At 48.2% G+C, this 12,347-nt stretch carries 18 protein-coding genes; 8 read left to right on the top strand and 10 right to left on the bottom strand.

The genetic code is table 11. The annotated features are described in order from the left end of the window. Nucleotides 1-56 precede the first annotated feature (56 nt). From LLF79_RS22060 to LLF79_RS22035, 6 genes are all read left to right on the top strand, one after another. Nucleotides 57-1,616 carry a DEAD/DEAH box helicase gene (locus LLF79_RS22060; protein ID WP_022649940.1) on the top strand — a complete coding sequence of 520 codons (1,560 nt, stop codon included), beginning with the start codon at nucleotides 57-59 and terminating at the stop codon, nucleotides 1,614-1,616. 2 nt (nucleotides 1,617-1,618) lie between these two features. Continuing rightward, nucleotides 1,619-1,897, top strand: coding sequence for a hypothetical protein (locus LLF79_RS22055; RefSeq protein WP_001291547.1), 279 nt, complete (start codon nucleotides 1,619-1,621; stop codon nucleotides 1,895-1,897). A gap of 59 nt (nucleotides 1,898-1,956) precedes the next feature. Beyond that, a complete protein-coding gene (locus tag LLF79_RS22050) occupies nucleotides 1,957-2,379 on the top strand; it encodes a hypothetical protein (RefSeq protein WP_032623531.1) in 423 nt (140 codons plus the stop codon). Between the two features lie 4 nt (nucleotides 2,380-2,383). Then, a complete protein-coding gene (locus LLF79_RS22045; RefSeq protein WP_006812523.1) occupies nucleotides 2,384-2,911 on the top strand; it encodes a transcriptional regulator in 528 nt (175 codons plus the stop codon). Nucleotides 2,912-3,234: 323 nt separating this feature from the next. After that, nucleotides 3,235-3,885: a hypothetical protein gene (locus tag LLF79_RS22040; RefSeq protein WP_022649938.1), complete on the top strand. Its 651-nt coding sequence runs from the start codon at nucleotides 3,235-3,237 to the stop codon at nucleotides 3,883-3,885. Between the two features lie 50 nt (nucleotides 3,886-3,935). Continuing rightward, nucleotides 3,936-4,139 carry a hypothetical protein gene (locus LLF79_RS22035; RefSeq protein ID WP_016051712.1) on the top strand — a complete coding sequence of 68 codons (204 nt, stop codon included), beginning with the start codon at nucleotides 3,936-3,938 and terminating at the stop codon, nucleotides 4,137-4,139. A gap of 643 nt (nucleotides 4,140-4,782) precedes the next feature. Here the strand turns inward: LLF79_RS22035 and LLF79_RS22030 are convergent. The 5 genes from LLF79_RS22030 to LLF79_RS22010 all read right to left on the bottom strand — a co-directional run bounded on the left by LLF79_RS22030 (nucleotide 4,783) and on the right by LLF79_RS22010 (nucleotide 7,068). Beyond that, nucleotides 4,783-5,265, bottom strand: coding sequence for a hypothetical protein (locus LLF79_RS22030; RefSeq protein ID WP_049002220.1), 483 nt, complete (start codon nucleotides 5,263-5,265; stop codon nucleotides 4,783-4,785). A gap of 204 nt (nucleotides 5,266-5,469) precedes the next feature. Next, a complete protein-coding gene (locus LLF79_RS22025; protein ID WP_039264869.1) occupies nucleotides 5,470-5,751 on the bottom strand; it encodes a hypothetical protein in 282 nt (93 codons plus the stop codon). Between the two features lie 126 nt (nucleotides 5,752-5,877). Further along, nucleotides 5,878-6,273 (bottom strand): hypothetical protein, encoded by a 396-nt coding sequence (locus LLF79_RS22020; protein ID WP_049002219.1) that lies wholly within the window; start codon nucleotides 6,271-6,273, stop codon nucleotides 5,878-5,880. Between the two features lie 127 nt (nucleotides 6,274-6,400). Beyond that, nucleotides 6,401-6,712, bottom strand: coding sequence for a hypothetical protein (locus LLF79_RS22015; RefSeq protein WP_016051706.1), 312 nt, complete (start codon nucleotides 6,710-6,712; stop codon nucleotides 6,401-6,403). A 140-nt stretch (nucleotides 6,713-6,852) separates the two neighbouring features. After that, nucleotides 6,853-7,068, bottom strand: coding sequence for a hypothetical protein (locus LLF79_RS22010; protein ID WP_161496784.1), 216 nt, complete (start codon nucleotides 7,066-7,068; stop codon nucleotides 6,853-6,855). Nucleotides 7,069-7,299: 231 nt separating this feature from the next. Between LLF79_RS22010 and LLF79_RS22005 the strand changes: the two genes are divergently transcribed. Then, on the top strand, nucleotides 7,300-7,542 hold the full coding sequence (locus LLF79_RS22005; RefSeq protein WP_022649931.1) for a hypothetical protein: 243 nt from the start codon (nucleotides 7,300-7,302) through the stop codon (nucleotides 7,540-7,542). Nucleotides 7,543-8,968: 1,426 nt separating this feature from the next. Here LLF79_RS22005 and LLF79_RS22000 read toward each other — a convergent pair. From LLF79_RS22000 to LLF79_RS21985, 4 genes are all read right to left on the bottom strand, one after another. Continuing rightward, nucleotides 8,969-9,487 (bottom strand): hypothetical protein, encoded by a 519-nt coding sequence (locus LLF79_RS22000; RefSeq protein ID WP_022649930.1) that lies wholly within the window; start codon nucleotides 9,485-9,487, stop codon nucleotides 8,969-8,971. A gap of 83 nt (nucleotides 9,488-9,570) precedes the next feature. Further along, nucleotides 9,571-10,407 carry a GIY-YIG nuclease family protein gene (locus LLF79_RS21995; protein WP_022649929.1) on the bottom strand — a complete coding sequence of 279 codons (837 nt, stop codon included), beginning with the start codon at nucleotides 10,405-10,407 and terminating at the stop codon, nucleotides 9,571-9,573. Between the two features lie 81 nt (nucleotides 10,408-10,488). Beyond that, nucleotides 10,489-10,806, bottom strand: coding sequence for a hypothetical protein (locus LLF79_RS21990; protein ID WP_022649928.1), 318 nt, complete (start codon nucleotides 10,804-10,806; stop codon nucleotides 10,489-10,491). Nucleotides 10,807-10,890: 84 nt separating this feature from the next. Next, nucleotides 10,891-11,157, bottom strand: a complete 267-nt coding sequence (locus LLF79_RS21985; protein ID WP_022649927.1) for a hypothetical protein — start codon at nucleotides 11,155-11,157, stop codon at nucleotides 10,891-10,893. Between the two features lie 187 nt (nucleotides 11,158-11,344). Between LLF79_RS21985 and ydfZ the strand changes: the two genes are divergently transcribed. Beyond that, nucleotides 11,345-11,548: a putative selenium delivery protein YdfZ gene (ydfZ, locus tag LLF79_RS21980; RefSeq protein WP_022649926.1), complete on the top strand. Its 204-nt coding sequence runs from the start codon at nucleotides 11,345-11,347 to the stop codon at nucleotides 11,546-11,548. A 55-nt stretch (nucleotides 11,549-11,603) separates the two neighbouring features. Here the strand turns inward: ydfZ and LLF79_RS21975 are convergent, their stop codons facing one another. Beyond that, on the bottom strand, nucleotides 11,604-12,302 hold the full coding sequence (locus LLF79_RS21975; RefSeq protein WP_022649925.1) for a lysozyme inhibitor LprI family protein: 699 nt from the start codon (nucleotides 12,300-12,302) through the stop codon (nucleotides 11,604-11,606). Nucleotides 12,303-12,347 lie beyond the last annotated feature (45 nt).

Here is a 12,347-nt window from a genome sequence, read left to right as displayed (position 1 = left end):
TACTTACTTACTATAATAGCCAATTACCATACAAAAGGCACGAAGGAAAGAGGTTTATGACAGTTCGGATTGTATCGAATGCAGTCAATGCGCTGATTTCTGGCGCTGATGACAACGTGAAACGGCTCGTTCAGGAGATGTTGAGCTATGAAGTGGAGGCTGGTGACTGGAAAGGAACCAGCACGATGTTCAACTGGAGCAAAAACGCGTTCCCGGCTGGGTTTGCGAAGCCAGTAGCGGCCAACCTTCTGAAAGCTGGCATCAAATGCGTGCATGTGCGCAAGGAAAAAGCCCCCGCGCTTGGCAAGCCGAACCCGGTAGTTAACCCATTCCCGTATAACCCGGACTATGCGTATCAGGATCAGACTGTGGAAACACTGGTGCGCGAAGGGATGATGATTGCCCAGATTGCGACGGGTGGCGGTAAATCGAACGTAGCGTGTAAGGCAGCTGCTCGCATTGGTCGTATGACGCTGTTTTTAACCACGCGCTCGGTTCTGATGTTCCAGATGGCAGAGAACTTCCAGAAATCCATCGACTACCGCGCGGAGAATGGCGAGCCGTGGTTGAAAGGTCAGAAAGTTGGGGTGATTGGATCTGGTGAGTTCCAGGTCTCGCGCCATATCAACGTTGCCACGGTGCAGACCCTGGCCAGTTTTCTCGAAGAACCACCGCGCGACGCATCACCGGAGAAAAAACAGTACCACCTGAAGCGCCGGGAACTGGTTAAGCGCTTTCTGTCCAGCGTTTCTCTGCTGATTCTGGAAGAGGCACACGAATCATCTGGTTCAAACTTCTACGATATCGCCAGGTTGTGCATCAATGCCGATTACCGTCTGGCGCTGACAGCTACGCCGTTCATGAAGGACTCGACCGAGGCAAATATGCGTCTCATGGCCGTTGCCGGCCGCATTGAGATAAAGGTAACGGAGAAATATTTGATCGATCGAGGTATTTTAGCGAAACCATACTTTCTATATCATAAAATCGCGTACACTCCAGACGAGGTGCGGATTAGGGCCGAACTTGCTTCGAAACACCTGAACTTTCGGGTTGGAATGAGTACGGCTTACCAGAAAGCCTATCAGTTAGGCATCGTTTACAATCTGGGCCGCAACGAGGCTATTGTGCGCGAAGCGTTAATGTACAAAAGTCACGGTCTGAACTGTATGACGCTGGTTCGTTTGAAGCGTCATGGTCAGATTTTGATGGAAATGATGAAGGAAAGCGGCCTGAAGGTCGATTTCATCTACGGAGAATCAAACCAGACTACCCGACAAGCAAAGCTCAACAGTCTGGCGGCAGGCAAGATAGATGTTCTGATTGGTTCAACCATTCTGGATGTTGGTGTCGACGTTCCAAGCGTAGGGGCAGTGATTCTGGGTGGTGGCGGCAAAGCCGAAGTTGAGATGCGCCAACGTGTTGGTCGCGGTCTTCGAGCCAAAAAGAATCAGGCTAACGTGTGCTTTATCACCGACTTCATCGACGTGAGCAACAAATACCTCATGTCACATTCATATGAGCGGAAGCACATTATCGATACGACGCCTGGGTTTGCCGAGGGCGTTTTGCCGGTGGGTGGCACATTCGATTTCACTGTTTTGAATAGAGAGTAAGCATGAGCGAGAAACGCGCTATACACTGCCAGGTTCAGTTAACCGAAAAAGCAAACGACAAGCTGGAAACCTTTCAGAATCGACTGCGTGAACGCAATATTAAGCTGTCAAAGGCAGACATCATCAATCTGGTGCTGTCCAACATGACGATGGCTGATTTTGATAAGGCAGCTACGTCATTAGAGGCTTCTGCAAAGGCCCGTGAAAAGGTCATGAAGATTTACGAATCCTCTGGCATGACCAAAGAAGATCTGGCCGATATTCTCAAACGTCTCGATTAAGCATTAAGGGCGTCGCAAGACGCCTTGTTCGTTGAAGTGATAAGGATTTAGTTCAAGCCATGAAACACGTTCTACTTCCACTGATTACCATCCCCGTTTTACTCCTGAGTGCATGTTCATCCCGCCCTGTGTCTGTAGCCGATGCAAAACCGGCGCCGCAGGCCAGAGTTTTCAAATACCAGACGTCTGCACCAACCACGCTGGTGGTTATGAGGGACAAAGGTATGATAGGTGCGGGCTGTGACGCGTCCATCTTCATCAATGGTGAGACGGTTGCGAAACTTGAGACCGGTGAAAAAGCGACGTTCCATCTTGATGCCGGGCAATGGATTGTTGGCGCTTCACTGGAAGGCACCGGGCTGTGCGCACTGAACCCTGCTCGTCAGGAACGCGAGACCATCACCAAAGCTGGCGAGACGAAAGTCTTCCGGGTGTTCACCAGCAACGCAGGTGACATCGATATCCTACCAACGACACTGTGACGATATGACGAATATTACTGACATCACCTACGGGATTCCTGCAGAAGTCTGGCCGCGCGATTACACCAACGTGGAGAAGGCGCTGATGTTCTGGCGTAAGTCTCTCATTCCTGTAAGGGTCACGATGGAAGATGGTCAGGTGTTCTGCATGTACGTTCAGGGTCTCATGTCGTCGCGCAACAAAGTCGATCTTTGCCCTGCCCCGTTCGACAAAGAAAATCGTATAAGGCTCCCACTTGAGCGAATCAGTACGATTGAATCAGGTGTGACAGAAGGCATTGCGCACGATTTCACGGGTCGGACAACGGTACACCCAGACTATGTGGACAATCGGCCATCTCGCCGTGATTTCTTCAAAATTTGTCGCCAGGCTCATGAGATGCAGAAGTCTATAAGGGTCTACATGGCGGATGGCCGTGAAATTGAGGGGGTGTCTTCAGGCGTTGACGCTTGCCAGGTCACGCTCAACATGGGGGACGGTCGGAAGACAGTCGTCATGTTCGATTGGGTCGAACGGATTTTACCGTTTTAAATCTATAAGGGTAATAACCGGCTAAGTCCGGTTATTATTTTATGTGTCACTTCCCGTTATATTTATTTCCCCTAATCCCGATTCCGCTTTAAATATATAAGGGTGAATGACCGAATAGGGAATTTATTTAGGCAACACCTTCGAGAAAACGCGATTTATTTCTAAGACTTTGATTTTTATTGAAGAAAAATTTTTTTCGTTCCCGCGTAAAAAACTCTTGATTTTAATTTCTGTATATCGATAATTAGTCACATCGAAAGCGAACACGCTAACGATAAACAAATAACAAATTAAGTTATCAATATTACATAAGGATTAATATCATGTCTAACGTTGCTATCTCTAAAAAATCCATCATCGACGCTGCTGTAGTTATCGCTAATGAATTACAAGTTGCAGCCAATAATGCTACTCAGACTTATAACAATCATTATCAGAATGGTACGCACACAAAAGCAGATAAAGCTAACATGCTTGCAGCGACTACCAAACTTGCATACTTCACCAACAACGTTTTAAACGCTGTTAATGATGAGAAATTAGCTGGTGTCTTTTACTACGCGATTAAAGCAAGCAAACAAGCGCCAGAAGTGTTTTTCCGCGAAGCTATGACCAATAGCTATTCACTCGAAAAATTGGTTTATCTGGTTAAATCTATCAAGTCTGGTAAATGCGTTTATTCCGTCGCTGATATGTCCGGATCTCGCGTATTCGCATTAATCGAAATGATTAATGATGAAATGGAGACATTCACAAATGGCGCTGTTTTCGATTTGATGAATGAAGCCAAAAAAGAAAATGAAATTAAATTAGACGCTGGCTACACTCAAGCCAACCAGCTGATTAATCTTTGTGAACGTCTCGGACTGGTCGAGAAGATCAAAGGAATGGGCGCTGCTAAAAACGGATCTCAGCAATATCGCTTTATCAAGAATGATTTTTATAACTATCTGGCTGATGCTTTCAAAGCGTAATTAGATGGATATAGCGCCCACTATGGGCGCTATTTTTAAGGATAAAAATCATGATTAGTTATGACCAGATCCGCGCGGAATATCGCGCAAAATATCGCGCTTATAAACTTGAATTAATCGACGACTTAAAAGCGCAACGTGACAAATTAAATTTTACGTTTTCTGATTTGCTTAACAGCAAAAGAGACTGTAAGCGCAAGCGTGAATATTTGCGCTTGTCTGAAATGATCGGAAAACTGCAAAACAGCATTTAAGCAATAGCGCCCACCATGGGCGCTTTTTTCGTTTCAAGATCCGCACACCATAACGCGCCATTGTTGGCGCGTTTTTTATTGTCTGAAGTCAGCCAAAACAGACCAAAATAAGCGCCATAAACGCGCCAATTTAACGCGTTTTTATGTGTGGTGGTACATATCCATTACCCACAATAAAAAACACGTTATAGCACGTTTTACAGCATTTTAGCGCGTGGCTTATTTTGTCGTGTCGTGGGCGTGATCGTCTGGCGATATCTGGCGACGTGATCCGCGCTATCCTTCGGGACGTGTCGGCAATATTGGCGCTATCCGTGGGCGCTCGCGTATCATTAGCACGTTGGCGCGACGTGTACGCGCTTCCTGTGGTTTACCCACGGATTCACATAATCACATAGCGAAAGCTATCTGGATGGCTCAGGGGCTGAAACCCCACCAGCGCTACCCCAGCGACCCTGCGATATTTTCTCGCAGGATTCTGGGCTTCTCCCGCTCGGTTTTCTACATAAAGGCAAACCCAGCCGTTTCCCGAAAATTCCCTGGCCGTTTCCCTTCGGTTCCCCGGACAGCTCTCTGGCCGTTTCTGAATATCCCTGCGGCAGCTGGTGGACGAAAAGAGAGGGCCGTTTCCAGCCCCTCCCTCTTACTTGCCAGCCATGATGTGAATGCGGTTGTTTCCGTACACCTCTTTCACATAGTCTCCGCACGAGACACTCCACGAGTCGATTCCTGCTTCGTAGATGACGTTTTTGCACTTGATGGCATTGTTGGCGATACGCATCCCCTCCCCCACTGCTTCCTGTTCGCTGAAGTCGAACCCAGATTCTGTTTTAACCCATAGCGCGATCTGCGTGGCGAACTCGATGAGTTTTGACTGGCAGAAGCGACCGCTGCGTACCGGGAAGATGAATATGCCAAATCCCGAAGTGGAGACATACGCTTTCTCAAATACGCGCTTATGGCGACGGTTGCAGATTATGTCATTGGTGATCTGCTGTTTCTCTTTTCCGGACAGCTCGATGGTTACATTGTCACGCCAGGCGCCCAGCACGCTTTTCTCGTTATCAGAGAACGTCACAGAAATATGGCCATGCGCAGGGGTGTTAACGGTAGCGATAAAGTTCATGGTGATAATCCTTTAAACAACTTGTTTTCTTGTTGGTTTAATTATCGCTACGCGCATAAGGCGTCCAAGCGTTCTGTTCCGGCAGCTGGTGGCCGGCAGGGAGTCGGAGGGTTGTTCGGTAGCCTGGCGACAAGAGGTGGGTGTTTTTTGCCTGCGGGAAACAGGATGGTCATTTAAGGCCACCAGCATGGGGGCCTCGTTCTCTTAGTGGAGCAGACCGACGTCGATGGTATCGCCTGAGCCATCCACGCGGATCATCAGCATGGCGAAGGCATTTAATGGGTAGCCTGCGTGCCAGTCCGGGAAGCGGTCATCGCGCATGAAGTCGGCAATGTCATAAACGCTGTCCTCAAAGCGGAAGAAGCGGGCATCACATTGTTCGTCCTGTTCAATGTGATCCATTTCCAGCTGCTCTTCCGGCGACAGGTCGAGCCAGGATTCCAGCCATACGTTTTCAGCTTTAGGTGAGATAGTGAAATCGGTCATGTGCATATCCTCCATGCGTAAACATCTTGTTTTCTTGTTTGTTTAATTATCGCAGTGTGGATAAGGCAGAAAACATTTTGTTATCGGGGATAAGAAAATGGCGCGGGGTACGCGCCATTGGAGGGATTATTCAAACACGCTTTCGGGAATAAATTCGTCTACCATCGCGCTGGAAACGATACGCAGACCGTATTGACCCATCCAGGTGCTGTTAGAGTTCAAATCAGAGGTAAACAGCGTATCCACTCTGGTCATCAGCTTATCGAACATCGCCTTGTCTGCGGTGCGGAAATACGCTTCCAGCGTTAGCAGCAGCGGGTCGGTTGCGTTGCTGATGTTCTGATAACCTACGGTGTATACCGCACTTTCACCTTCTCCCTCGCGCACTAAGGTGCTGGTGTGAACCTCCGTTCCGGTAGTGTTGTCACGCAGAACGACGGTCAGTTTGGCAACTTTCTCGCCGAAGGTGGTTTCGGACGCATAATGTAAATCCATCACAAGATTTTCGCGTAAAACAGTCATCTTTATCTCCCTGTAGTTGACTAACCTATATTATTGTCATAGGTATGTACTTACAATACAAGAGGCTAAAAAAGCCCCGAAGGATGAACGGGGCTGTCGTAGGGTCGACTAATCGCTTTTGCACATGTCAGGCTGTCGCCAGAAGAGAAGCACGCTGGATTTCTTGCTGGGCGACTTTGTTCGCTTCCAGTAGCGCCATTTCCAGTTCTCCTTCCGGCCAGATAACTTGTTTTGCCATCCACCCTCTTCCACTCTGGCGACGCACACTCATTACGTAACGCGTGCGGGAACCATTGTCGAACGAGACCAGCGTCTCTTTGAACAGGCGAATGGCAGTGCCATTGGCGATGATATCGAGCAGGGTCAGTTGGCTCATTGCGGTTGGTTTTTCTTTACGTGGCTGGCCCGCACTCAGTTTGGTGATCATCGCGTTTTTCATAATTCACTCCGTAAACAACTTGTTTTCTTATTTGTGTAAATAATACCAGCGAGAAAACGGCTACAAAGCATAGCGTTACGGCGCTGCGCTGCCCCGGAGGTTGCAAACAGCAAAAAGCCACCGTGCTGGTGGCCTCACTCTTAATCTTCGTCGTCCGGGAACTCAATGTGTACCGCGTCCACCAGCTCCCGCTGTTCATCTTCACTGAGCAGGTGCCAGATATCCTTCCCTTTGGGCGATTCCCCTTCTGCCGGGACGAACGACCATAGCTTGCGGTGCAGTTCCGGCCCTACAGCATCCAGACATTCGGCCAGCGAATCCACACTCCATACCTCCACCAGCACAGGCATCTTAATTTCATTCCCCGGGCAATCGTCAGAGGCGCAAACTGTAGCGCCTTCATACTCGCGGCCACAGTGCTGGCAAATGAAAATGGTCATGCGCTTATCTCCGTTAAATAAACATGTTGTTTTCTTGTTGTTGTTATTATCGCAATAAGAAAGCGGGGAAAAAGTATTCATTAAAGGCTGATGTGTTTGTGTCGATTTATTGCTATGTATGTATCTGGCTAACTCAGAGGGAATGTGATGAGCACTAACAACTACACAGACGGTTACTTCAGCATCGACGTCGAGAGAGGCGAACTGCTACATGGCGGTATCTCTGTCGGACGCATCATTTTGACCAACGGTCAGATTTATACAGAGCTGGACGACACCAGTTCAGACGCACCTGTCGTCTCCGGCCCCTTCGGGACAAGAGAAGAGGCGCTCGATGATTTGTGGGACAACAGGGACGATGCGAATCAGGGCAGTGAGATTTTCGAATAAGCGTCATCGGCGATTTCGCCACCAAAACCCGTAACCCTTTACACTAGATCTGGCTTCCCGACATGAGCGTGCGAAGCTGATCTGGTCTCAACGCTTAACTGCGGGATTCACCATTTCCCGCACTCTTCAGGTGAATGAGGAATAAGGCATACTCCCGCAGTCGTCCCTCTCTCTGTACCGGGATGTACCCGTTCCCCGACCGGCAGCCAGCCTTTTCCCGGTTCGTATAGCGGGATTCCCACCGTTTCCCTGAAAACCTCCAGCCTTTTCCCTGCGGCGACGCTCCCGTTCCTGAAAAGGGACATGACCTTTTCCCTGGATGGCCCGAAGGCTGACCGAAGGGGTGAAAATGGACGTCACGGGGGATGAAAACTATGGCTTGAATTTCTACGGAGGAAGTAGCGATCCCCCTCTTCCCCTTCCCACTTATACCTACCTCTAATTCTCCCTCTTATGGGGGCGTATACCTCCCCCCTGATAACGCTCTATACGGCGAGTATTTCTTTGGGTGAAACGGGAGGTTTGTTCTCTCTACCGGCGTATGTGGTTTCGTTCTTCTTGAGGTGGCTCTTCTCTGTGTTTTCGTCTGGGTCGTTCTCGTCGTTTTGGTGAGTGTTCTTCTCCGTGTATGGAGTAATGGCAGGTGCGCTTTTCTCTTCGTTTACGTGAAATGATGGAAGTGTGGGTAATGGCAGTAGGGCGCTTTTGTTGTTCTCCGCATATGAAGTAATGGCGTTCCCTGCTATTCAGGAATTTGCGTAATCTTTCGGGGTAATAGTGGGTAAGCGAGATTGCGACGGTTCTGTTCTGGTCTTGGTTTGTCCGGGGTTTCGTTCTGGCTGTTCTTCTCCGTGTATTGGGTAATGGCGTCTCGGGGTTTGCGTGCGCGAGCTGCGTTCTCGATTGCCTGGGAAGATTAGGTGGGTGGTCTGTAGCCTGGGGCAAAGAGGTGGGTCTTTCCGGTAGCCTGACAGGAAGAGGTGGGTGTTTCCGGGATTTTGGGTAATGGCGTCTCTGGGTTTCCTGTGGGTGTGGTTAACTTGTTTTCCTGTACCTGAAAACAACTTGTTTAGATATCCAATACAACGCAACGGGAGCGCTTCTGAGCATGTCTATTTTTGGGTGGTATCACGAGTCGTTTTTGACGTTTTGGTCGCAGGGAGATGGGTTCTGGTGCGCAGGATTTTGGGTATAAGAGATGGCGTGCGAAAACGTCAACTTTTTAGACCAAATCAGGGGAAATCGTTGACATTTCGTTGATGTGTTATTTATTTGTTTTCTTATGAGTGTAATTGACTTAAATGCCTTGTCACGCCTGGGCTGGGGTAGGTTGGAAGGGTGGGGAAAGTGGCGATCAACGGACTCTTATAGAAATCCTCAATTTGTGACCGCCAATGTCAATGGATTGATAGTCCTGGCTCAATGTCTAATAGACATTCCCATTGAAGTGTTTTTGGGTGGCGGATTCTTGTCGGGTCCAGTCAGGACGTGCATTCTGGTTTTGACAGTCGTAAAAGCGGAGGATATCCCGCATCTGAAAATCGATGTTGTCCTGTGGCGTAGCATTAACGAAGGTGTAATCGGAAGTCTTCCCACGAACGAGATTTTGCCGTCCAAGATGAATCAGTGCCCAGTTGTGGAATTGCTCGCGGCTTTCGACCTGTCCAAATGGCGTGAATCCCCAAGCGCTGAAAAATGCCTGCATGTATTCGTCAGATTTAGTGGTTGGGATTATCGCAAACAAGATCTGCTCTCCCACGCCTTCTAGGTAGGCTTTTCCAGACAATTGGGTCGCGGTTTTGCCTGAAAGAAGCTCTGCGTTGCAGAGCAGCATGGTATCGCGTCCTGCCGGTGGCGCTGTGCGTATCAATTCATCTGTGCTTTCAGCAGCCGCTGCGGAAAACGATATGCCCAACGCGAAAGCACAGGTCAAACGAAAATTCATTGACTCTCCTTGTTTACTTATCGGTGTTATTAACTTGTTTTCTTATATTCGCAAACAAAACCATAATCCGAACTCACCGGTGCTCAGTTCCGGTTGTGACCTATTGAGCGCGAAAGCAGGATACTTTTCCAATGTTTTTCACGCCTGTTGATTTCGTGTTTGTCGCTGTTGTTGTCCATGATCTCCAGAATGGAAAACGTGACGTTTTTGAGCCGTTCCTCGTCGCAGGTACCGAACGCTTCAATCAGTCCGGCGTTCCCACCGTGTCCCGTCGTAAAGTAGGTCTTCCATCTTCCCCATATTCCGTCTTTGCCGTTAGCCTGGCCAACATACAGCTTCTCTCCATCGACATCGGTTAGCAGGTAAATGCCTTTGACAATACTCAGCGCTGTTTTCCACGATTTTAGCTCCTGCCGGATGATGGCTCCCAGACTGACTCTATCCAGTACCACGTTTTTGTAGCCGGGAAACTCACCAAACGAGAGACAAACAGGGGAGATCTCGACGATTTGCATCGTCCCAGCTAGCGTCTCACCTTTCAGGATAAAGTTGCGAGGACGAGCCGTGCGAACGTACATACGCCCACGATATTCATCCAGTTCAGTAACAGGGGTCAGTTGATAGAGATTGTATGTTTCATTCCGACCTGGGACATAATGAGATGCCGTCAGACTACACCCCTTCTTGATATAGGTCCCGGCATAGAGAAATCGTTCCTTATCTTCAGTCTGAATGAGTGAGACAACATAAGTTCTATCAAAGCTTTTATGCTTCTGTAGACATTGCCAACTATCAAACGTCTTGTTTACGAACTCCGTTATCGGGTTTTCTTTATACTCGTTGGTGCTAGCTAAATGAATTTTGCAGTTCTGTGGGGTCAGCGGCGGGTATCGCGACTGAAGGTACTGGAATAGTTCCATGCATAAAGTGTCCCTGATTAGATCGACTCTGCCGTCTTGTATCTCACACAGAGAGCCGATCTGTCCACTCGGAACAAGCAATTACCAGTCCCATGCAGGCAGCCCATCCACCAGCTCGGCGTCGCAATCGAATTGCACCGCGTCAAAGCCGGCATCCAGTATGGCCTGTATGTTGGAGATCGCCTCTTTCGAAATGCCGTATTCACTTAGCTCTTCTTTCCAGTCACTGCCACGCATTCCAGCACGAACAATCCAGCCGTACTGTGTACCGTGTACCCAATTCAACCCGCGATCGGTAAGTGGGTCGAAGCAGGCAATGGGTAGCCGCTCTGAATCCGCTGCCGTTACGTGGGCGGTGCTGATCACTGCCGTTTTGTAGACTTCCGTGAACTTCAACATACCAACTCCTTAAACAAATTGTTTTCTTATATTCGTTATTATCTCAGATAACAAAAGGCTGAAAACAAAATGTTTAAGGGGTAATTAGGTCAATTTAAAGTCATCTATGTCGTCCACGAACTCCATATGTCTGGCTTCAACACTAGACAGTCTGATCAGATATGCAAGCCCGTAACTAAGTGAAGTGGGTTGTTCCAGCACAAACTCGAACCCGTTCTCATGCGTTTTACCAAGCCAGAATCCACCGCCGTATTCTTTTTTACGTTGGAAGAAAACGAACTGTCCAGGTATTAAGTACTTGAGCACTTCTCCCCTGTAGACGATCACATATTTGGAATTTTCTCTGCCCATTTCACACACCCCAATACTGTATGTATAAACAGTAGTATTTTAGATGCAATGAATCAACTTTGATGGTTAATTAAATAACTAGGTGGTGAAAACAATTTGTTTCGGCACTTGAGATTTCGGTAATTGCACATACATGGAAAACGACAACGTTTGAGACCTGATTTGACCCATGTGAAAGGAGGAAACGATGAAGACCTATGATCGCAACCGTAACGCTATCACTGCCGGCAGCCGGGTGATGGTGGCAACGAATGGTGCAACGGGAGTCATCAGGGAAATCTGTGGAGAAGGCAAATCAGAAGAACAATTACGCCGCTCTGACTGCGTGTCTATCGAAGGTGTGGAAGGTCTGTTCTGCCCAATGGATTTAGTTCGCCTGGGGTTCCATTGATTTCACCATCAATAAAACAAATTGTTTAAGGCCACAATTAGTGGCCTTATCTGTCTTATGGCACAGCGGTAATCAGATCGCAAATGCCTGTTTTAGTTAAATCACTATTCAGCTGCTGAAAATTGGCATTCAACATCGCGGTGTGTATGCGATTCTCAAGCTCAAAGAAAAGGTCGATCTTGCCCTCTTTTGCTGCGTGCTTCTTCCAGACATTTACCTGGTCGTCAGCAATGCGACTGGCGCAGGTGAACAAAAACGAACTCCCTCTGGGAAGAGATGTCGTACTGTAGTACTCACCATTGACCTCAATATACTTAGCCCGGAATGATTCCAGAGTTAGCTCATTACCTTTCTTGGCCGGCTTTGCGTCTGCCTTGCTTGTCTTTTCCTGAACTTCAGGCTGTTTCTGCGTCGGCTTCGGTGTCTCATTGACCGCTGCTGTAGCGGCCGGAACACCTAAGCCATTGAGACCATTAATTTGGATAAGATAAGCCAGCTCCAGAGCCTTATCATCAGTGAGTTTTCCACGCATATTTACCCACTGTCGTTGAACCGTCTTTAGGGTATCTGCATTTTCTGGGTTAGCCTTGAGCGCGCTGGAATAGGTTGCGCTAAGTTGTTCGTCTAATTTTGACAGGCGTTCGTTGTCACAGATTTTGTGTTCGATTTCTGTCGAAGCCTTTTGGCAGTCAAAGCTGGCTGCAAATGAGACCGGCGATGCCACCAACAATGATGCCAGTAGGATATTTTTCATATTCACTCCATAAATACAAAAGCGCCTGACTATATCACTTAACCA

Source organism: Enterobacter cloacae complex sp. 2021EL-01169 (assembly GCF_020733125.1).
Lineage (GTDB): Bacteria > Pseudomonadota > Gammaproteobacteria > Enterobacterales > Enterobacteriaceae > Enterobacter > Enterobacter roggenkampii.
Note: the sequence above shows the minus strand (reverse complement) of the source record. Positions and strands in the feature narration are given on the sequence as shown.